Origin of the sequence: Azospirillum sp. A1-3 (assembly GCF_023806445.1) — a bacterium.
Classification (GTDB): domain Bacteria; phylum Pseudomonadota; class Alphaproteobacteria; order Azospirillales; family Azospirillaceae; genus Azospirillum.
This window is the reverse complement of sequence record NZ_JAMSLU010000001.1, coordinates 2287489-2309735: the sequence shown is the minus strand read 5'-3', so window position 1 is coordinate 2309735 and position 22247 is coordinate 2287489. Positions and strand designations below refer to the sequence as shown.

General features: G+C 64.6%; 11 protein-coding genes, 1 tRNA gene and 2 pseudogenes. 6 read left to right on the top strand and 8 right to left on the bottom strand.

The annotated features are described in order from the left end of the window. Positions 1–158: 158 nt before the first annotated feature. Positions 159–234: transfer RNA gene (locus M5E06_RS11065), tRNA-Ala, on the bottom strand. Positions 235–397: 163 nt separating this feature from the next. Then, on the bottom strand, positions 398–787 hold the full coding sequence (locus M5E06_RS11060) for a TIGR02300 family protein (protein WP_109073328.1): 390 nt from the start codon (positions 785–787) through the stop codon (positions 398–400). 382 nt (positions 788–1169) lie between these two features. On the opposite strand from M5E06_RS11060, the gene aroA reads away from it, so the two are divergent. The 3 genes from aroA (at position 1170) to rpsA (ending at position 5119) form a co-directional block, all read left to right on the top strand. Continuing rightward, positions 1170–2519 (top strand): 3-phosphoshikimate 1-carboxyvinyltransferase, encoded by a 1350-nt coding sequence (gene aroA / locus M5E06_RS11055; protein ID WP_252138199.1) that lies wholly within the window; start codon positions 1170–1172, stop codon positions 2517–2519. Between the two features lie 4 nt (positions 2520–2523). Continuing rightward, complete coding sequence (gene cmk, locus M5E06_RS11050; RefSeq protein ID WP_252138198.1) at positions 2524–3222, top strand: (d)CMP kinase; 699 nt, start codon at positions 2524–2526, stop codon at positions 3220–3222. Between the two features lie 190 nt (positions 3223–3412). Next, positions 3413–5119: a 30S ribosomal protein S1 gene (gene rpsA, locus M5E06_RS11045; RefSeq protein ID WP_042694362.1), complete on the top strand. Its 1707-nt coding sequence runs from the start codon at positions 3413–3415 to the stop codon at positions 5117–5119. 380 nt (positions 5120–5499) lie between these two features. Here rpsA and M5E06_RS11040 read toward each other — a convergent pair whose 3' ends face one another. Beyond that, the gene (locus tag M5E06_RS11040) at positions 5500–5952 is read right to left on the bottom strand and encodes a PRC-barrel domain-containing protein (protein WP_252138197.1); all 453 of its coding nucleotides are present in this window, start codon (positions 5950–5952) and stop codon (positions 5500–5502) included. Between the two features lie 759 nt (positions 5953–6711). On the opposite strand from M5E06_RS11040, the gene M5E06_RS11035 reads away from it, so the two are divergent. From M5E06_RS11035 to ppdK, 3 genes are all read left to right on the top strand, one after another. Beyond that, on the top strand, positions 6712–10452 hold the full coding sequence (locus M5E06_RS11035; protein WP_252138196.1) for a vitamin B12-dependent ribonucleotide reductase: 3741 nt from the start codon (positions 6712–6714) through the stop codon (positions 10450–10452). 254 nt (positions 10453–10706) lie between these two features. Then, complete coding sequence (locus M5E06_RS11030) at positions 10707–12962, top strand: putative bifunctional diguanylate cyclase/phosphodiesterase (RefSeq protein ID WP_252138195.1); 2256 nt, start codon at positions 10707–10709, stop codon at positions 12960–12962. Between the two features lie 351 nt (positions 12963–13313). Then, positions 13314–16007: a pyruvate, phosphate dikinase gene (ppdK, locus tag M5E06_RS11025; RefSeq protein WP_252138194.1), complete on the top strand. Its 2694-nt coding sequence runs from the start codon at positions 13314–13316 to the stop codon at positions 16005–16007. 387 nt (positions 16008–16394) lie between these two features. Here the strand turns inward: ppdK and M5E06_RS11020 are convergent, their stop codons facing one another. The 5 genes and pseudogenes from M5E06_RS11020 to M5E06_RS11000 form a co-directional block, all read right to left on the bottom strand. Continuing rightward, positions 16395–17309 (bottom strand): hypothetical protein, encoded by a 915-nt coding sequence (locus tag M5E06_RS11020; RefSeq protein ID WP_252138193.1) that lies wholly within the window; start codon positions 17307–17309, stop codon positions 16395–16397. Between the two features lie 429 nt (positions 17310–17738). Continuing rightward, positions 17739–19031, bottom strand: a complete 1293-nt coding sequence (locus M5E06_RS11015) for an IS1380 family transposase (RefSeq protein ID WP_286208646.1) — start codon at positions 19029–19031, stop codon at positions 17739–17741. After that, a complete protein-coding gene (gene istB / locus M5E06_RS11010; protein ID WP_252138191.1) occupies positions 19006–19839 on the bottom strand; it encodes an IS21-like element helper ATPase IstB in 834 nt (277 codons plus the stop codon). Before istB ends, M5E06_RS11015 begins: the two co-directional genes overlap by 26 nt. Then, positions 19836–21344 (bottom strand): annotated as a pseudogene (gene istA, locus M5E06_RS11005) (IS21 family transposase). The gene istB and the pseudogene istA overlap by 4 nt, the downstream one beginning before the upstream one ends. Positions 21345–21521: 177 nt before the next feature. Further along, positions 21522–21716: pseudogene (locus M5E06_RS11000) on the bottom strand (transposase); the annotation flags it as partial. Positions 21717–22247 lie beyond the last annotated feature (531 nt).

Genomic DNA, 22247 nt, shown 5'->3' with positions numbered 1-22247 from the left:
GGACGCTTGGGAATGCCGTCCCGCCGTCCGTAGGCGCGGCGGCATTCCCGTCCGGTCGGACAGCATTCGCAAGTACGGGAAAAACTGGCGGTTCAGCCGGGAGCATGGTCCAAAAGCATCAAGGGCCCGGCGATTGCTCGCCGAGCCCTTGATCGATTTGGTGGAGCCAAGGAGGATCGAACTCCTGACCTCTACAATGCCATTGTAGCGCTCTCCCAGCTGAGCTATGGCCCCTTTAACTCTGGGGGCCGGTCGTTTCCATCCGGCCTTGGTGGAGCGGGATAATAGTCAGGCGGTGGAGTGATGCAAGCGGAAAATTCGTCCCTTCGCGCTTTTTTTCACCACCCCGCATGACCTCCCGCACTCACCGGAAAGCAGTCTCCGGGAAGGGCGCCGGTCAGCGCTCCTCCTCGTCCTCGCCTTCGACATCGACGACCTCGTCCATGTCGTCCTCACCCAGTTCCGACGTGTCCTCGATCAGGACGTCGTCCTCATCCTCGGTGGTGTCGTCGGCTTCCTCGATGTCGTCGACGGACATGTCGTCCTCGACGTCCTCCAGTTCCGTGGTCTCGGTTTCAGCCTCGGCCTCTTCCTCGTCCTCCGCCACGGCCACCACCTTCTTGGTGTCGTCGGCCGGGGCCGGACGGGCCTTGCGGGACTTCAGCAGAGCCTCGGGATCGAACTGCGCGCCACAGCTCGGGCAGACCGGCGGGTCCTTGCGCATGTCATAGTAACGAGCGCCACAGCTCGGGCAGATGCGCTTGACGCCCCATTCGGGTTTGGCCACGCCACGTCCTCCGTCACAAAAATCAGGGGGTTCTCAAGAGGCGCCCTTTGCCATGCCCTGAGACGCTTGTCAAAAAAAAGATGAAGCGGCCGGGTGATCGCCGCGCCGCAGCGGCAGCGGGAAAGAGGTATCCCGCCCGGGCAGGGGTTGCCTTTACAGGGCGTTAACCATAACTGGCTAGAACGGACCTGCACAGTGTGCAACTCCTCCATTTGGTTTCCTCCTTGAACTCGGGGCCGCTTTCGGGCGGCCTCTTTTCATTTGTGCGCCGCACAAGCTCTGGTGGGGACGGAAAGGGGCCCATCCTCTCGCATCGGGGCGGGGGCTGTGATAGGAACGGCGGCCATAACCGCTTCCCGTTCCGATCCGAAGGACCCGTCCCATGACGCACGCAAGGCCGCTGCGCTCCACCACCACCGGCGCGATCCGGGGCAGCATCCGCGTGCCCGGCGACAAATCGATCTCGCACCGGTCGCTGATGCTGGGCGCCATCGCCGTGGGCGAGACGGTGATCCACGGCCTGCTGGAAGGGGAAGACGTCCTGCACACCGCGGCGGCCATGCGCCTGCTGGGGGCTCAGGCGGAGCGTGAGGACAACGGCCAGGGGGCCGGGGTCTGGCGCGTGCGCGGCGTCGGGCTGGGAGCGTTGCAGGAACCGGCGCAGGTTCTGGACATGGGCAACAGCGGCACCGCCGCCCGCCTGCTGATGGGGCTGGTCGCCGGCCACCCGATCACCTGCGTCTTCACGGGCGACGCCTCGCTGAACAAGCGGCCGATGGCCCGCGTCACCAAGCCGCTGGAGGAGATGGGCGCCCGCTTCGTCGGCCGTTCCGGCGGACGCCTGCCGCTGACCGTGGTCGGCAGCGGCGATCTGGTCCCGATCACCTATCGCCTGCCGGTGGCCTCCGCCCAGGTCAAGTCGGCGATCCTGCTGGCCGGCCTCAACACCGCCGGCGCCACCACGGTGATCGAGGCGGAGCCGACGCGCGACCATACAGAACTGATGCTGCGCCATTTCGGCGCAACCGTGACGACCGAACGCCTGGAGGACGGCGCGCTGGCCGTCACCGTCATCGGCCAGCCGGAACTGACCGGCCGGACCATCCATGTGCCGGCCGATCCCAGCAGCGCCGCCTTCCCGGCGGTCGCCGCCCTGCTGCGGCCGGGCTCGGAGTTGCTGCTGAACGACGTCGGCATGAACCCGCGCCGCACCGGCCTCTACGACACGCTGGTGGAGATGGGCGCAGATATCGCCTTCGAGAACCGCCGCGACCAGGCGGGCGAGCCGGTGGCCGACCTGCGGGTGAAGCACAGCGCCCTGAAGGGCATCGTGGTGCCGGCCGACCGCGCGCCGAGCATGATCGACGAATACCCGGTCCTGGCCGCCGCCGCCGCCTGTGCCGAGGGCACCACGGTGATGCTGGGCCTGAAGGAGCTGCGGGTGAAGGAGAGCGACCGCCTCGCCATGGTGGCGGAAGGCCTGACCCGTTGCGGCGTGTCGGTTGAGGTCGGTGCCGACGACAGCCTGACGGTGCACGGCACCGGCAAGCCGCCGAAGGGCGGCGCCACCGTCCTCACTGCCATGGATCACCGCATCGCCATGAGCTTCCTGGTGCTGGGCATGGCGACGGAAGAGCCGATTTCGGTCGACGACGGCGCCTTCATCGACACCAGCTTCCCCGACTTCGTCGGTCTGATGAACGGGCTCGGCGCGAAGATCAGTGAGGCGTGAGGCGATGACGCAGCCGCTTTCCAATCAGGAGACCCCGACCAGGGCGGTCGTCGTCGCCATCGACGGCCCGGCCGCCAGCGGCAAGGGCACCCTGTCGCAGCGCATCGCCGATGCCTTCGGCTTCGCCCATCTCGACACCGGCGTGCTGTACCGCGCGGTCGGCGTGTCGGTCCTCAGGGCCGGCGGCGATCCGGCCGACAATGCCGCGGCGGCGCGCGCCGCCTATGAGTTGCACCCCGAGCACCCGATCCTGCAGGAGGTGGCCCTGCGCACCGACGAGGCGGCGCAGGCGGCCAGCAAGGTGGCGGCGGTGCCGGAGGTGCGGGCGGCGCTTCTCGACTTCCAGCGGCGCTTCGCCTCCCATCCGCCGGGCGGCGCGCCGGGGGCGGTTCTGGACGGGCGCGACATCGGAACGGTGGTCTGTCCCGATGCCCAGGCCAAACTGTTCGTTACCGCTTCAGTGGAGGTCCGGGCCGAACGGCGACTCAAGGAGTTGCAGAGACGGGGGATTCCGGCTATATCCTCCGATGTCCTGGAGGACATGAAGGCTCGTGATGCGCGCGACAGCCAGAGAGCGGTGGCCCCGCTCCGTCCGGCTGTCGACGCTTTTGTGCTTGATACGTCCGCTCTCGATGCCGATCAGGTGTTCTCGATGGCGGTCGACCACATCGGTTCGAAAACCGGTCTGAAGCCCACGGCCTAAAGCCGCCGCTTCCGACTTCCGTTGACGGGCCGCCGGTGGCGGCGCGGGCGGGTCCGACGCCCTCCATGGAAAACCATCAACCAAGTCGCCGGGCGTGGTGCCCGGCGCGGCGGTTCGGTCGAGGTCCCACCCGTTTTGCCGCGGGAGGGACCGGAACGGGGCCGCTTTCGCGCCACCTTTAGGAGTTTCAATGGCACAGTCACTGGCCCGCACGGTCGAAAAGGAAAGCTTTGCGTCTCTGCTCGAAGAGTCGCTGGGCGCGGCCGAGTCGCTCGAAGGTACGGTCGTCAAGGGACGCGTCGTCGCCGTCGAGAACGACATGGTCACCATCGACGTCGGTCTGAAGTCGGAAGGCCGCGTCGCGCTGAAGGAATTCGCCGTTGCCGGCCAGCCGCCCGAGCTGAAGGCGGGCGACACCGTCGAGGTCTACCTCGAGCGGATGGAAGACAAGAACGGCGAGGCGATGCTGAGCCGTGAGAAGGCGAAGCGCGAAGAGGCCTGGGCCCTGCTGGAGAAGTCGTTCAACGACCAGACCCGCGTCACCGGCGTCATCTTCGGCCGCGTCAAGGGCGGCTTCACGGTCGACCTGTCGGGCGCCGTGGCCTTCCTGCCGGGCAGCCAGGTCGACATCCGTCCGGTCCGCGACATCTCCCCGCTGCTGGGCACCCCGCAGCCGTTCCAGATCCTGAAGATGGACCGCTCGCGCGGCAACATCGTCGTGTCGCGCCGCGCCGTGCTCGAAGAGAGCCGCGCCGAGGCCCGTTCGGAACTGGTGGCCAACCTCAAGGAAGGCCAGATCCTCCAGGGCGTCGTCAAGAACATCACCGACTACGGTGCGTTCGTCGACCTGGGCGGCGTCGATGGCCTGCTGCACGTCACCGACATCGCGTGGCGCCGCATCAACCATCCGTCGGAAGCCCTGCAGATCGGCCAGACCGTCACGGTCCAGGTCATCCGCTTCAACCCGGAAACCCAGCGCATCAGCCTGGGCATGAAGCAGCTCGAAGCCGACCCGTGGGAAGGCGTCGAGGCCAAGTATCCGGTCGGCGCGAAGTTCAAGGGCCGCGTCACCAACATCACCGACTACGGCGCCTTCGTGGAGCTGGAGCCGGGGATCGAGGGCCTGGTCCACGTGTCGGAAATGTCCTGGACCAAGAAGAACGTCCATCCGGGCAAGATCGTGTCGACTTCGCAGGAAGTCGAGGTCATGGTCCTGGACGTCGATCCGCAGAAGCGCCGCATCAGCCTCGGCCTGAAGCAGTGCCTGGACAACCCGTGGGAGACCTTCACCGACAAGTTCGGTCCTGGCACCGAGCTGGAAGGCGAAGTCAAGAACATCACCGAGTTCGGTCTGTTCGTCGGCCTGCCGGGCGATATCGACGGCATGGTCCACATGTCCGATCTCGACTGGAACAAGTCGGGTGAAGAGGCGATCGCCGAGTACAAGAAGGGCGACCGCGTCAAGGTCAAGGTTCTCGACGTCGACGTCGAGAAGGAGCGCATCAGCCTCGGCATCAAGCAGCTGGCCAGCGATCCGTTCGAGTCGGCCACCGCCGGCCTGAAGAAGAACGAGGTCGTGACCTGCACCGTGACGCAGGTGACGGACGGCGGCATCGAAGTGACCGTCGGCGAGGGCTACACCGGCTTCATCCGCAAGTCGGACCTGTCCCGCGACCGTTCCGAACAGCGCCCGGACCGTTTCGCCGTCGGCGAGAAGGTCGACGCCAAGGTCACCCAGATCGACCGCGCTTCCCGCCGCATCTCGCTGTCCATCAAGGCCCGCGAGATGGAGGAAGAGAAGCAGGCGATGGCCGAGTTCGGTTCGTCCGACTCGGGCGCCTCGCTGGGCGACATCCTGGGCGCCGCTCTGAAGCGCAAGCAGCAGAACGACGAGTGATCGGCTGATGCCGTCCTCCCCTGCGGCAACGTGGGGGAGGGGGCATAGCGATCTCCCGGAAGGGTAAGAGAAAGGCCGCGTCCCGGTTGGGGCGCGGCCTTTCTCTTTGTGGGCTGATGATGGACGGTTAGGTGCAGTGGTGTCGGGCAAGATCGACACGGATTTCACGGATTTGAGCACGGATTTCACGGATGTGGCGTTGCCGGTCCGTCTCTGGTCAAGCAGCGGTATCGTCGATGAACTAGGATCGAACTTGCATCATGGTCGCTGGTCGGCGGGGGACGCGTTTCCCAAGCCAAAGAAAAATCCGTGTAATCCGTGCCTAAATCCGCGAAATCCATGTCAAACCTTGCGTGCTCATCCTCGACTTTTCCAGCCGCTTACCGCCGCGGCTCCGGGCTGCGGGTCAGCGAAGTGATGCTGTCGTCGTAGCGGAATTCCGGCATGTCGCGGACACTGGCGGCGGTCACCTCGCGCAGACGGATCGCCTCGCTGCCGCTGCGCAGGTCGGCCAGGGTCAGGTCGGCCGCGATGTCCTTGCCGCCGAAGCCCAGAATGCCGCCCGAGTGGATGACGATGTATTGGGCCTCGCCCTTGTCGTCGAGAATCACGTCGGTGACGGTGCCGATCTTCGACCCGTCGGCACCGACGACACTGCGGTTCATCAGCTGGTCGACGCTGGGGCCGGTCTTGCGTTCCACCGCGGCGCCGACGGCCGGAGTCGAGCCGTCGATGATGACCGTCTGTCCGACGGCCCCTTGCGGAGTCGCCATGCCGACCAGCAGTGTCACCGCGGGCAATGCAAACCACATCTTGTGGGTGATCTTCAGCATGGACGCCTCTCCTCCCCCAGGATCGCGTGGGATCCACCTTGGCTCCATGCGCCTCAACCGGGATCGCATGAAATAGTTGCGGGGGCGCTGCCACTACCCCTCTTCCGTGCCGAACCTTTGGCGAGCCCGCGGCGACTCGGGGGTGGGAGAGGCGGGCCTTTTCGAGTCGCCCCTTGGATTCCGGCAGCTTGGTCCGAGTCGCCCCGTGGCGAATCGGTGGTGGGTACAACGGCATATTAGCAACAAGATGTTGATTTTCACCGCAAGGAAGCTCTGGCGGTCGGGCGCGTTTTGCGCTCTAATCGGGGAGTGCCGCGGTCATCTCCAGCCCCGGCGGCCATTTGAGTGCCTACAGTTGGTGCCTTCCGGCCGCGATGCGGCCCAGCCGCCGCCTCCTCAAAAATTTGCTTGGCGGGCGGGAACAGGATCCCCGGTAACGGGTTGAACACCACAAGATCAAGGTTTTGAGGGGTTCGGTCATGTCAACCACAATATCTAGCAGAGTGGGGCTTGCTTGGCCCCGTCGCGCTGGCTAGGATGCGGCCCACGTGACCCGGCCGGCCTCAAGCGGCGGCCCCGGTCCCGGCAGCACAGCGGCGACGGCGGACAGTCGGGCAAGAGGCCCCTGTTTGTACGGCGCCATCTGCATTGCCGGGCCGGACGGCGGATAGAACCGCCGGCCGCTTTCATCGGGACGGGTCGCACCACATTTCCATTCGAGCCCGCCGCGGCGTGCTCCAAGCAGGGGACAGTCTCATCATGCGGATCGAGCGTCGTTTCACGCACGAAGGTCAGGACGCCTACGCCAGCCTCGGTTTCCGCCAGGCGACCAGCGAGATCCGCAACCCGGATGGAACGATCGTCTTCCAGCAGACCGGCATCGAGGTGCCGGACAACTTCTCGCAGGTCGCCAGCGACATCCTGGCCCAGAAGTATTTCCGCAAGGCCGGCGTCCCCGCCGCGCTCCGCGCCGTGGAAGAGAACACCGTGCCGTCCTGGCTGTGGCGCAAGGAAGCCGACCAGGAAAAGCTGGCCGCGCTGCCCAAGGAAAAGCGTTTCGTCGGTGAGAACTCGGCCCGCCAGGTCTTCGACCGTCTGGCCGGCACCTGGACCTATTGGGGCTGGAAGGGCGGCTATTTCGACACCGAAGCCGACGCCCGCACCTTCTTCGACGAGATGCGCTTCATGCTGGCCGCCCAGATGGCGGCCCCGAACAGCCCGCAGTGGTTCAACACCGGCCTGCACTGGGCCTACGGCATCGACGGCCCGAGCCAGGGTCACTTCTACGTCGATTTCAAGACCGGCCTGCTGACCTCGTCCGCCTCGGCCTACGAGCATCCGCAGCCGCACGCCTGCTTCATCCAGTCCGTCGCCGACGACCTCGTCAACGAGGGCGGCATCATGGACCTGTGGGTGCGTGAGGCCCGCCTGTTTAAGTACGGTTCGGGCACCGGCTCCAACTTCTCCAAGCTGCGCGGCGAAGGCGAGAAGCTGGCCGGCGGCGGCAAGTCGTCGGGCCTGATGAGCTTCCTGAAGATCGGCGACCGCGCGGCCGGCGCCATCAAGTCGGGCGGCACCACCCGTCGTGCGGCCAAGATGGTCACGGTGGACATGGACCACCCGGACATCGAAGGCTACATCGACTGGAAGGTGAACGAGGAGCAGAAGGTCGCGGCGCTGGTGACCGGCTCCAAGATCTGCCAGAAGCACCTGACGGCGGTGATGGCCGCCGCCCAGTCGGGCCTGGACCCGAAGGAGAACAAGGAGCTCAAGAAGGCGATCCTCGCCGCCCGCAAGGATCAGGTGTCTGAGAACTACATCCAGCGCGTGATCCAGTTCGCCGGCCAGGGCTTCACCTCGATCGAGTTCAAGACCTACAACACTGACTGGGATTCGGAAGCCTACCTGACGGTCTCCGGCCAGAACTCCAACAACTCCGTGCGCGTCTCCAACGAGTTCGTGCAGGCGGTTCTGGACGATGCCGACTGGAACCTGATCGGTCGCACCAACGGCAAGGTGGTGAAGACCGTCCGCGCCCGCGACCTGTGGGACAAGGTCGGCTATGCCGCCTGGGCCTGCGCCGATCCGGGCGTGCAGTTCGACAGCACCATCAACGAGTGGCACACCTGCCCGGCCTCGGGGCGCATCAACGCCTCGAACCCGTGCTCGGAGTACATGTTCCTCGACGACACCGCCTGCAATCTGGCGTCGCTGAACCTGATGTCGTTCCGTCTGAAGGACGGCTCCTTCGACGTCGAGGCGTTCGAGCATGCCTGCCGGCTGTGGACCATCGTGCTGGAAATCTCCGTGCTGATGGCGCAGTTCCCGTCGAAGGAAATCGCCCAGCTCTCCTACGAGTTCCGCACGCTGGGCCTGGGCTTCGCCAATCTCGGCGGACTGCTGATGGCATCGGGCCTGTCCTACGACAGCGACGAGGGCCGCGCCTACTGCGCCGGCATCTCCGCCGTCATGACCGGCGTCGCCTATGCCACCTCGGCCGAGATGGCGCAGGAGCTGGGCACCTTCCCGGGCTTCGAGGCGAACCGCGACCACATGCTGCGGGTCATCCGCAACCATCGCCGCGCCGCCAACGGCGAGATGAACGGCTATGAGGGCTTGGCGGTCGAGCCGGTGCCCTTCGTCGCCGACCTCTGCCCGGACCAGGAGCTGGCTCTGGCCGCCGTCCGCGTGTGGGATGAGGCGCTGGAACTGGGCGAGGCCCACGGTTACCGCAACGCCCAGGCCACCGTGGTCGCCCCGACCGGCACCATCGGTCTGGTGATGGACTGCGACACCACCGGTATCGAGCCCGACTTCGCCCTGGTGAAGTTCAAGAAGCTGGCCGGCGGCGGCTACTTCAAGATCGTCAACCGGCTGGTGCCGGAAGCGCTGAAGACGCTCGGCTACACCCCGGACCAGATCGAAGAGATCGCGCTCTACGCCGTCGGCCACGGCACGCTGAAGAACGCCCCGGGCGTGAACCACGAGTCGCTGAAGGCCAAGGGCTTCACCGACGAACTGCTGGAGCGGCTCGAGGGCAACCTCGCCACCGCCTTCGACATCAAGTTCGTCTTCAACCGCTGGACCATCGGCGCCGACTTCTGCACCCAGACGCTGGGCATTCCGGCCGAGACGCTGGACGCTCCGGGCTTCGACCTGCTGAGCCACATCGGCTTCACCAAGGCGCAGATCGAGGCGGCCAACACCTTTTGCTGCGGCGCCATGACGCTGGAAGGGGCTCCCTTCCTGAAGGACGAGCATCTGTCGGTGTTCGACTGCGCCAACCCCTGCGGCCGCATCGGCAAGCGCTTCCTGTCCTGGGAATCGCACATCACGATGATGGCGGCGGCACAGCCCTTCATCTCCGGCGCCATCTCCAAGACCATCAACATGCCGAACACGGCGACGGTCGACGAGTGCAAGGACGCCTACCTGATGTCCTGGCGCCTGGGCCTGAAGGCGAACGCGCTGTACCGCGACGGCTCGAAGCTGAGCCAGCCGCTGCAGGCCGCCCTGCTCGACGACGAGGAGGATGGTGAGGCGGTCGAGGCGATGATCGAGGCGCCGGCCGCCGTCCGCGCCCAGATGGTCACCGAGCGCATCGTCGAGAAGGTGATCGAGCGGGTGGTGGAGCGGAAGAGCAGCTCGCGCGAGCGTCTGCCGCACCGCCGCAAGGGCTACACCCAGAAGGCCAATGTCGGCGGCCACAAGGTGTACCTGCGCACCGGCGAGTATGAGGACGGCCGCCTGGGCGAGATCTTCATCGACATGCACAAGGAAGGTGCCGCCTTCCGGTCGCTGATGAACAACTTCGCCATCGCGGTGTCGATCGGCCTGCAATATGGCGTGCCGCTGGAGGAGTTCGTGGAGGCCTTCACCTTCACGCGCTTCGAGCCGTCGGGCATGGTGACCGGCAACGACACCATCAAGATGGCGACCTCTGTCATCGACTACATCTTCCGCGAGATCGCCATCTCCTACCTGAACCGCACCGACTTGGCGCATGCCACGCCGGAGGATCTGGTGCCCTTCACCGTGGGCAGCGGCGACAAGCAGGGCGACCTGCCGGATACCCAGGTGCAGCCGTCCGACATCGTCCGCCGCATCGCGTCGACCGGCTATGTCCGCAACAACCTGCGCGTCTTGCATGGCGGCCAGACCCAGCGCGCCAGCGCCGCGGCGGCCTTCGCCGCCACCGGCACCGACACGGCGGCCGTGAGCGTCACCGCGTCGGCCGGCACCCAGGTTGCGGCCCAGGCAGCCATGTCCGCCAGCCCGGCGGTCGCCGCCGCCACCGTCCAGGGCCATGTCGCCGCCACCGCGGCCACCGGCACGGCCTATGGCGGCAGCACCAGCGACCAGCGCTTCGACCGCATCCGCGAGGCCCGCGCCCGCGGCTATGAGGGCGATCCCTGCGGCGAGTGCGGCAACATGACCCTGGTCCGCAACGGTACCTGCCTGAAGTGCGACAGCTGCGGGTCGACCACCGGCTGCAGCTGATCCTCCAGGGAGCGCTCCTCCGGGAGCCTAGCCGGACGATGAACGATGAAGGGGAGGGAGCGGGAAACCGCTTCCTCCCTTTTGCTTGTATACGAACAAAACCGCCGCGCGCTGTTTGGAACCATTCTCGTGTGGATGCAACAGGATGGCCGGATGATGAGGGGCCTTGACCGCGCCGCGTGTGTTCATGTTAGCTGACTCCCCCGGGGCGCCGGCGCGGCGTTCCCGAAGCATGTCCGGAGGGATCAGGGGTCATGGATTCGGCCGGGACCGCGCTGGACGACCGCCTGCCGTCCGATCGCTTGCTGCGAGCGACCGCTGCGCAATGGAGCGCGGCCTTGGTCTGGACATCGGCCGACGGCACCATCGTTGGCGCCAATCCCGGTTTCGCCCGGCTGGCCGGCATCCCCCTGGATGCGCTGATCGGCCGCCCGCTGCCCGGCCTGCTCGATTTCGGTGGCCGTGACTGGCAGGCGGTGTGGGATGGGGCGCAGGAAAACGACCATCCACCGCCCGGCACCGCTGCCTTGCGCGTTCCTCGCCGCGATCCGGTCCCGGTCGATCTGCACTGGCAGCATCTGACCGACGGCGACGACGTCCTGCTTCTGTGCGAGATGCGTGATTTCGACGAGCGCGAACGGGCGGAGGCGGTGGCACGCCTGCAGCAGAATGTCCTGGAACTGGTGGCCGCCGGCCGGTCGCTGAAGCAGGTCCTGGATTTCCTCTGCCGGCAGGTGGAGGCCTGCGCGCCGGAAGTCGCCTGTTCGGTGATGCTGCGTGACGACGAGAACCGCATGCGGGTCGCCGCGGCCCCATCGCTGCCCGTCGTCTATGCCAACGCCATCGACGGGCTGGCCATCGGTCCGGACGTCGGCTGCTGCGGCAGCGCGATGAGCCGGGGCGAGGCGGTGATGTCCGTCGACATCGCCGAAGACCCGCGCTGGGCACCCTATCGCGAGGTGCCGCTGGCCCATGGGCTGGCCGCCTGCTGGTCCAACCCGATCAAGGGGCGGGACGCCCGCATGCTGGGCAGCTTCGCGCTTTATTATCGCGAGTGCCGTCCTGCCGCCCCCTTTCACCGCCGGCTGGTGGAGGCCTGCGTGCATCTGTGCGCGCTCGCCATCGAACATGACCGGGCGCGGGCGGAGATCAACCGGCTGGCCTATTTCGACACGCTGACCGGGCTGCCCAACCGCCAGCTCCTGGCCGACCGCGCCACTGCGGCGCTGGCGCTGGCCGGACGCACGCGGCAGCCGGTGACGCTGATGTTCCTGGACATCGACCGCTTCAAGACCGTCAACGATTCTCTGGGCCATGCGGTCGGCGACCGGCTGCTGGTGGAGGTGGCGACCCGGCTGGAGCGACTGTTCATCGAGGGCGACACGCTGGCCCGGCTGGGCGGGGACGAGTTCGTAGCATTGCTGCCGGGCTGCGACGCCGCCCATGCGTCCCTGCTGGCCGAACGGGTGCTGGCCACCCTGTCGGTGCCGCTGACGGTCGCCGATTTGACGCTGACCCCGACCGCCAGCATCGGCATCGCCGTGCATCCCGACGACGGCATGGACTTCGACACGCTGCTGCGCCAGGCCGACGCGGCGATGTACCGGGCCAAGCAGGCCGGCCGCAACCGCTGTCATTTCTTCCGCCGCGACATGAACGAACAGGCGGTGCGCCGGCTGGAGATGGAGGCGGCGCTGCGCGAGGCGCTGGACCGCCAGGAGGCCGGATGCCCGGACGACGAGGCACCGTTCGAGCTGCATTACCAGCCCCAGGTCCGGCTGAAGCCGCATTGCCTGCATCGGGTGGAGGCGCTGATCCGCTGGACCCACCCGCGCTGGGGCGCGGTGTCGCCGGTTGAGTTCGTGCCGCTGGCCGAGGAATGCGGGCTGATCGACCGGCTGGACAGTTGGGTGCTGCAGACTTCGGTGGCCCAACTCGGCCGCTGGCGCGCGGCGGGGGTGCCGGTGCCGGGGCTGGCGGTGAACGTCTCCGCCGTCCGCTTCGCCCGCGGCGACCTGCCGGATCAGGTCCGTGCCGCGCTGGCCGCCAACGGCATCCCGGCCAACGACCTGACGCTGGAGATCACCGAGCGGCTGATGATGACGGAGGAGGTCGGCGTCCATGACGCGCTGGATGCCCTGCATGCGCTGGGCGTCACCCTGTCGATCGACGATTTCGGCACCGGCTATTCGTCCCTCAGCTACCTGAAGCGCTTCCCCGTCGGCGAACTGAAGATCGACCGCAGCTTCGTCAAGGAGTTGGACATCGACGCCGCCAACCGGCCGCTGGTGCGCGCCATCATCCAGATCGGCGAGGCGTTGGGCCTGACCGTCGTGGCGGAGGGGGTGGAGCGCGAGGCCCAGCACCTGATGCTGGAGGCGGAAGGCTGTGCCATCGGCCAGGGCTACCGCTTCGCCCGGCCGATGCCGGCGGCGGCGCTGGCGGACTGGCTGGCAGGGGAGGGCAAGCACTGGGTGGAGTGTCCGGCCGAGACCTGCTTCAGCATCTGAAACATTTGCAGTGGAAATGGTCCCGTTTTTCTTTGGATTTACGGGGTACTTCGACCGCATTTCACCATTCGAATCGGTGCTTATGCGGTTCCGCCGGAGTAATGGGGATCCGGCAATACGATATAGTCGCAACGCTCCTTTGCCGGCAAAGCGCAGGTCATCCCGTTCTAGACCACGCGACTGTCTTGTGTCCCAACGTTTGGGGCGATAGAAGGTCCACTCAGCGGCATGTGCGGTCAAGCAAACTGACCACGGCGTTTCGCTGAGCGGAAAGGACCGCCCGGCGAGCGTCGTTGGACACAAGGGGAGCACCCGCATGCCGGACGACCATGGGGCGAGAGGAATTCCGCGATGGCGAGCCAGGGTGAATCCAAGTGGGTCTACAGCTTCGGGGCCGGTGCCACCGAAGGACGGGCCGATATGAAGAACCTGCTGGGCGGCAAGGGCGCCAATCTGGCCGAGATGGCCAATCTTGGCCTGCCCGTTCCGCCGGGCTTCACGATCACCACCGAGCTGTGCACCTATTTCTACGCCAACGGCCGCTCCTATCCGCCGGAGCTGACGGCGCAGGTGAACGCCGCCATCGCGCGGCTGGAACAGGCGATGGACGCCAAGTTCGGCGACCCGGTCAACCCGCTGCTGGTGTCGGTCCGCTCCGGCGCCCGCGCGTCGATGCCCGGCATGATGGACACCGTCCTGAACCTGGGCCTGAACGACGCGACCGCCGCTGGCCTCGCCAAGCGGTCGGGTGACGGCCGCTTCGCCTACGACAGCTATCGCCGCTTCATCCAGATGTACTCCAACGTCGTGCTCGACGTTGAGCATCACCATTTCGAGGACATCCTCGACAACCACAAGCGCGACAAGTCCTACAACCTCGACACCGACCTGTCGGCCGAGGATTGGCAGGCGGTGATCGAGGACTACAAGAAGGCGGTCGAGCGCGAGCTTGGCCGGCCCTTCCCGCAGGATGTGCAGGAGCAGCTGTGGGGCGCCATCGGCGCCGTCTTCGGCTCCTGGATGAACGCCCGCGCCATCACCTACCGCAAGCTGCACGACATCCCGGCCGATTGGGGCACCGCGGTCAACGTGCAGTGCATGGTCTTCGGCAACATGGGCAACGACTGTGCCACCGGCGTGGCCTTCACCCGCAACCCGTCGACCGGCGAGAACGCCTTCTACGGCGAGTATCTGGTCAACGCCCAGGGTGAGGACGTCGTCGCCGGCATCCGCACGCCGCAGCACCTGACCATCGCCGGCAAGATCGCCAACAAGTCCGACCTCCCCGCCATGGAAGAGGTGATGCCGGAGGTGTTCAACCAGCTGAACGAGGTCCGCCTCAAGCTGGAAAAGCACTACCGCGACATGCAGGACATCGAGTTCACGGTCCAGCAGAACAAGCTGTTCATGCTGCAGACCCGCAACGGCAAGCGCACCGCCCCGGCGGCGCTGAAGATCGCCGTCGATCTGGCGAACGAGGGCGTCATCGACCAGAACGAGGCGGTCCGCCGCATCGATCCGGCCTCGCTCGACCAGCTGCTGCACCCGACGCTGGACCCCAAGGCCGACCGCAAGGTCATCGCCAAGGGCCTGCCGGCCTCCCCCGGCGCCGCGTCCGGCAAGGTGGTGTTCACCGCCGACGAGGCCGAGCAGATGGCCGGCAAGGGCGAGTCGGTGATCCTCTGCCGCATCGAGACCTCGCCTGAGGACATCCACGGCATGCACGCCGCCCGCGGCATCCTGACCAGCCGCGGCGGCATGACCAGCCACGCGGCGGTGGTTGCCCGCGGCATGGGCCGTGCCTGCGTGTCGGGCGCCGGCGACCTGCGCATCGACTACAAGACCAAGCAGATGGCCGTCCGCGGCGTCACCGTGAAGGAAGGCGACGTCCTGACCATCGACGGCTCCACCGGCGAGGTGATGCTGGGCGAGGTGCCGACGATCCAGCCGGAACTGTCGGGCGACTTCGCCACCCTGATGGGCTGGGCCGACAGCATCCGCCGGATGAAGATCCGCGCCAACGCCGAAACCCCGCTGGACGCCCGCACGGCGCGGAAGTTCGGCGCCGAGGGCATCGGCCTGTCGCGCACCGAGCACATGTTCTTCGACCCGGAGCGCATCCTGGCCGTCCGCGAGATGATCCTGGCGGAGGACGAGGCCGGCCGCCGCAAGGCGCTCGCCAAGCTGGAGCCCTTCCAGAAGAAGGACTTCGTCGAGCTGTTCACGATCATGACCGGCCTGCCGGTGACGATCCGCCTGCTCGACCCGCCGCTGCACGAGTTCCTGCCGAACACCGAAGAGGACATGGCGGAGGTCGCCCAGGCCACCGGCACCGATCCGCTGCGGGTGCGCCACCGCACCATCCAGCTGCATGAAGCGAACCCGATGCTGGGCCATCGCGGCTGCCGTCTGGGCATCTCGTACCCCGAGATTTACGAGATGCAGGCCCGCGCCATCTTCGCCGCCGCCGCCGAGGTCGCCAAGACCACCGGCGAGGCCGTCATTCCCGAGGTGATGATCCCGCTGATCATCACCAAGAAGGAGTTCGACATCCTCAAGGGGGTGATCGACCGCGCCGCCGAGCAGGTGAAGGCCGAGACCGGCGTGACGGTGGAGTACCTGACCGGCACGATGATCGAGATCCCGCGCGCGGCCCTGAAGGCCGGCGAGATCGCCGAGTCGGCCGAGTTCTTCAGCTACGGCACCAACGACCTGACCCAGACCACGCTGGGCCTGTCGCGCGACGACGCCGGCAGCTTCCTGCCGGAGTACCAGCGCCAGGGCATCCTGGAGCAGGACCCGTTCCAGTCGCTGGACGTCACCGGCGTCGGCGAACTGGTGGAGATCGCCACCGAGCGTGGCCGCAAGGTCCGTCCGGACATCAAGCTGGGCATCTGCGGCGAGCATGGCGGCGACCCGGCCTCGATCTCCTTCTGCGAGAAGATCGGGCTGACCTATGTCTCCTGCTCGCCCTACCGCGTGCCGATCGCCCGCCTCGCCGCCGCCCAGGCCGCGCTGAACAGCGACACGGTCAAGCGCGACTGAGCCGCTTCGGATAGCTGAAACGATTTCGGCCCTCTTCCCGTAAGGGAAGGGGGCCGTTTCGTTTTGGGGGCGGAGTTGGGCGGGTGGAACATCGTGGAACAGATTTCGGCGGACTGTTCACTGTTCCATCCGGTACCGCCCGACCCGGCCTGCGGCGGTCGGATGGAACGTTTGGAACAGTTTGGAACGGCTTTCCGGGGACTGTTCACTGTTCCATCCGGCGGGGCGGGGGCGCGGGAGGACGGGCGCAAGGCGGCGTGGCACCATTGGCGATGCATGCAGGACACTCCTCGGGCGGTTGAGGCTTATAGTCCTATCATGGATGGCGGTGGGTGGTAAGGGGATGTGGAAAAATTCCAACGTAACAGTGAGTGGGTGAAGATGTAGTTATTCATCAGTAAACCAGTTATCTCGCGCGGCGATTTTCCCAACAGGAACAGCGTCGGCGCCAGTCTTTGAGGCGAGAATTGCCTCAGCTTGACCAACAACATGTAACGGGTATTCGTCTGGATTAACACATATTGATCGCGCGATATCCATTGGTATCTTTTTTAAATTATTTGAACCATGGTGCATGAACGGAAATGAAACCCCATTTTTGTAGGCGTGAGCGATGACGGGAAGTGCCCGCGTCCAAAGCTCCGGTTTCTTCGCTATGCTGTCCGCAAGGATTTTTGTGATAGCAAGCAGAACTGCATTGTCTCTCCCATCGTAATTTTCCAAATAATGATGGAAAATAATTTGAGCGGATGCCGATTTGACCCGATACGATATTAGAGAGGCTAAACGAACAGACATGGAGGTGGGCATATCCCGTTTTGTAATAGAATGTAGGCCATTTCTGCGCCGCCTAATCGACAGATTTGATATAACCGAGACAGCAGATGCAAGGTTATTCCAAGACGTGTTATCCATTTCGTCTAACGCATTAGAGATGATATCAGAAAACTCTAAAACATTTTCTATCGGCATCCATTTTAAAGCACACAATATGACTAACTGTGAGTATAATGTATTGGAAAATCTTTCTTTGACGATTTGAGATCTCCACCATTCTATATTTCTTGCTGATTTTTTTGCCCATATAGTTCTGTGGCAAAGAGGCGCTTGATCGTCAAAGATGTCATAACTCTGATGATCATTTATATCAACGGTCTCTGCTACATAAACAGATAGGGTGCAAAGCGCCCAACGATTTCCCCAAGTTTTCCTGGAGGCTTCAACAAATATTGACCATATTTCGATATCTGAACGAAGAGTAGGAATTTTCGTGCTTAGGATATCGTAGATCATCGCCAGCATTTATCCTGGAACTATTCCAGGACAATTAATGTGGTTTGAAGAAGTATCCATGAATCTTCTCATTATCGCATGAAAAGGACCGTAATGAGAAAGGAATGTTGCTAGAGATATTTGTGCTGGTGATTCCATTCTGTCAAAATGGATATCGGGAGAAAGCAATGCTGCTAGTGCTCCGAACAGAGCTGCTGAATCCGTTAAATCCTTTCCGTTTTGATAAAAGGAGTAGTAGCTTCCGCCATTGTCTAAGATATGATCTAAAAAAGTCTTCTATAAAGCGGGATTTTCATCAAATAGGTCTAGCCTGGATCATTCATCAGGGTTTTGGAACGGCTGTCCGAAGGCGCGTCGATGGGTGGCGCCAATGGCGCGGGATGACGGGGCTTGAGGGTTGCGGGGATAGGTTTGTTCAGGGGCAGGTTGCCCCGGCGTTCACGGCGGGAGCTTGACGGTGCGGGCGGCCAACACCGCAAGGCTTTCCTGGTAGGGGAAGCTGGTCGGCAGAGAGACCTTGATGCGGGTATTCATCTCGGTGACCCGCGCCGCCACCTTGATGAGACCAAGGCGCAGGGTGTCGAACTGGGTGTCGCGCCAGAACGACGCCTTCGGTGCCAAGCCGCGCAAGGTGTGCAGCAGCCAATAGGCGGCGGTGTGGATGAGCAGCCGGAACTGATTGGCGGTTGCCTTGCTGCAGGAGGTTCGGTCGGAGGCGAGGTGCAGCTTATGCGCCTTGATCAGGTTCTCCATCTGGCCGCGGGCGCAGTAGATCGTCTCGTACAGCGCCTTGGGCGTTCCAGCCAAGTTGGTGACGATGAAGCGGGTGTCGGTGCCCTGGGCTGACGCCTCGATCCGGGCGATGACCCGGCGCTCGACCTTCCAGGTGCGGGCGGCATAGCGGAACTCGCCGAAGCGCCGGACCTTGTCCGCCTCGCCGGCGAGCCGGCCCATCGCGGCGTCCTCGGCCAAGTCGGTGACCCGCCCGAGCAGGATCTTGTTGCCGCCGAGGCCGAAGATATAGCCGACGCGATTTCGTTCGCACCAACTCATCGCCTCGTGGCGGCCGTAATGGCTGTCGCCACGCACCAGAATATCAACGCGCGGCCAGCGGGCGCGGATGGCGCGCACAACGTGGCGCAGCACCAACGCCACCTCGGCGCCGTCCGGCGTCTTGCCGGGCCGCAGGATCACGGCGACCGGCTTGCCCGTCGTCGCCTCGTAGATGTGCATCGGCAGGAAGCAACGCTCATCGTAATGGGCGTGGAACAGCGAGAGTTGCTGGGCGCCGTGGACGCGATCCTCGGTGTCGTCGATGTCCAGCACGATGCGCCGCGGCACCATGGCGAAGCTGTCGCAGAACAGGTCCACCATAGCCGCCATCATGCGCTTGAGCGCCACCGGGCCGGGCAGGTTCTCCAGGCGACTGACGGTCGGCTGCGAGCAAAGGTCGCCTCCGCTCTCGGGAAGTCGGCCCACCGCCATCTTGAAGGCGGGATCGCTGCGCAGGGCGTCGCAGTCATTGGCATCCGGGTAGCCGGCGGCGATCAGCAGGGCGCGGAAGCGGATCATCTCCGCCAGCGTGTGCTGGACGCGCTCGGGAGCGCGCGGTATGGCGCGACAATCAGGATGGAGAGCGCGACAATCAGGATGAGACGGTCTGGGGTCGCGGCAGGAGCATGATTGACGCTGCAGTAGGCGGGTTTCAAGGGTCCTGTCGCGGAGCGTCAATCAGGTTGGAGTTGATTGTCGCGCGCGAGGGCGGGCGTCCAGGTCCCCGTTTTCTCTCCAGTGCTGCTCGTCGCCGGTAGCTTTCGACGTTCATCTCGAAGATGGTGGCGTGATGAACCAGCCGGTCGATGGCAGCCAGCGTCATGGCTTGGCTGGGAAAGATCTTGCCCCAGTCGCCGAAGGGCTGGTTTGCCGTGATCAACAAGGAGCGCCGCTCGTACCGGGAGCCAATCAGCTCAAAGATGACGCTGGTCTCCGCTTGATCCTTGGCGACGTAGGCGAAGTCATCGAGGATCAGCAGGTGGTATTTGTCCAGCTTGGCGATCGCCGACTCCAAGCTTAGGTCACGTCGGGCGATCTGCAGCTTCTGCACCAGATCGGTGGTCCGGGCGAACAGCACGCGCCAGCCATTTTCCACCAGGGCGTAGCCGATGGCGGCGGCTAGATGCGACTTGCCCCCGCCGGGTGGCCCGAACAGGATCAAATTGGCGCCTTTTTCCAACCAGCTGTCGCCGGCAACCAAGGCCATCACCTGGGCCTTGCTAACCATGGGCACCGCGTCGAACTCGAAGCTCTCCAGGGTCTTGCCAGGTGGCAGGCGGGCTTCGTCGAGGTGACGCTCAACACGCCTGCGAGCGCGTTCAGCGATCTCATGTTCGGTTAGGGCGGCCAGGAAGCGGGCAGCAGGCCAGCCCTCCTTGTCGGCTCGCGCGGCAAAGTCGGGCCAGATCAGCTTGATAGCCGGCAGGCGCAGATCGCCGAGCGCCAGCGACAGGCGGGCGGCGTCGATAGGATCAGCCGCAGTCATGCTGGTTCTCCCGGGCGAACGGTGCCCAGCTCGTCATAGACGCTGAGCGGCACGAGATCGACGGTGACGGTGGTGAGGGCGGCGGTGGGAGCCTGGAAGCGCTCGCGCAAATCCTGCAAGTCGGGCAACCGGCCGGCCGCCAATTCGATCTCCAAGAGTTGGGCCAAAGCGGCTTCGCAGCCCCGTTCGTGGGCCAGCGACAGCAACTCCACCGTGGTGGCGCAAGCCCGCCGCTCGTCGCCGGCAGCCAGCAAGGCCTCGAAGGCCCGGGCGTAGGCTTGGCGAGGGAACAGCTGGTCACGGTAGACAAGATTGAGCAGCGCCATCGGCTTGCGCCGCAGGGCGTGGATGACGTGGCGGTAATCCACGACATGGCCATGCTTGCCGTTCCCGCGCGAGCGTCCACGCGGCAGGCTCAGCACGTGCGTTCCACCCAAGAAGCAGTCGAGCCGATCATCGAACAGATGAACCCGCAGGCGATGCCCGATCAGGCGCGAGGGCACGGTGTAGAACACTTTGCGCAGGGTGAAGCCGCCGCTGGAGGTGACACAGACGATGGTTCGTTCGAAGTCGCGGGTTCGATCGGGGGCAAGGGTTTGAGGGCATCCCGCTCCACCGCGACCTCCTTTATCCGGCGAGCATTCTGCTGGCCCACGACCTCGTCGATGAAGCGGCGGTAGGCCGCCAAGTCGGTGAAGTCGCGGCTGCCGCGTAACAGCAGCGCATCCTCCACCGCGCGCTTGAGGTGGCCATGGGGGCTTTCGATGCTGCCGTTCTCGTGGGCGACACCGCGGTTATTCCGGCTGGCGCTCATGCCGTAGTGGGCGCAGAGCTCTTCATAGCGGCGAGTGGCATCCTTGGCGGCCTCGCGATCCAGGTTACGGAATGCAGCCGACAGGCTATCGCTGCGATGATCAGCCGGCACGCCGCCGAGCGACCAGAGAGCGTTCTGCAGCCCCTCGGCCAGAGCGACAAAGCTTTCCCCGCCCAGCACGACGTGGGCGTGCTCCCAGCCGGAGTAGGCGAGGCGGAAATGGTAAAGGCGGTGATCGAGCGGCTGCTGGGCGATGGTAACTGCCAGAGTCGCCATGTCAGTGAAATCCGATAGGCCCATCCGGCCGGGTTCGTGATCCTGGCGGAAGATGACGTCCTGATCTGGGCCATTCACCGCTCGCCAAGCACGGATGCGGCGCTCCAGCGTACGGCGAACGCTTTCGCTCAGGTCCGGATGCCGCCGACGGATTTCGGCGAACACGGCGATCGCCCGTAGCCCCGGTGCTGCTTTGAGCATCGGCACCACCTCGCTGTCCCAGAAGCCAGCCAACGGATCGGGTCGGCGGCGCCCCCGTGGTGTCTTCTTGGTCGATGGCGGGCTGGGATCCTGGTCTATGCGATAGGCGGTCGCCGGGCTGAACCCGGCTTTTGCTGCCGCAATCGCGGGGGTGTTGGAGGACCGGTATTTCATGTAGAGCCTCATTTGCTGGTCGGTGATGTCGGCCCGGCAAGGTCGGGGTTCCTCATTGGCGTGAAGACCCTCGATCCTGGCTGCGTTCACCGCTTCCGCCAGCAGCGCCTTTCCCAAACAGAAAGGCGCCGATGCCGCCGTCGTGCCTCCGGCCGGGCTACGCCCGACCTCCGACACGACGGCGGCATTCCATTCTCATCCTGATTGTCGCCATTCTCACCGTGATTGTCGGGCCATAGCGCGGGTCCTCGATGCAGCGCGCCAGACGCTCGCAGACGCCCAGACGCCGATCAATCTCGGCCAGCAGCAGGACGCCGGCGTCGGAGGTGAGACGGCCGCCATCGAAGGCGGCGTGAACCGGCTTGCCGGCAACCGGTGACAAACCGGGCAGAACCCCGGTACTCTCGGTCATGGCGGGTGTGAACTCCCTTGATCCGTGGTGAGACTGTTTCAGCACCAGAATCATACACGAATTCAGTGGATTAGCCTCGCGCCCGCCGCCCCAGCTTCAGCTCCGGTGAATTATCCGGGCTAGACGGCCTACTTTGAGAAATTCGATAGAACTTTCTGATCCAGAGTTATGTATTAAATCTAAGCATTCATTCTTAGGTATTCGCGCAAGAACGTTTAAAAAGTTTCCAACTCTAAGCCAAAGCTGGTCGTTTTTCATTACGGATCTCGATCGGAGCCAATAAGATTTGATTTCATCTGGAATGCAATTCGAGAGAAGTGCCTCAGAGGCGGCGTAAAGAGTATCAAACTGATCTTTACTCTCTATTATCTTCTTGCAGCTTTCTACAAGCATAGATCGGGCTGGACCAGAAGGTAGCGGGAATCCACTTTCTGAGCGTTCAAAGTAACGTTTGGCTAACAAGCTTCTGAACCTTGACTCTCCCGTTACGCGGGCTGCCAATTTTCCTGCTAATTTAGGATGCTGAGCGAA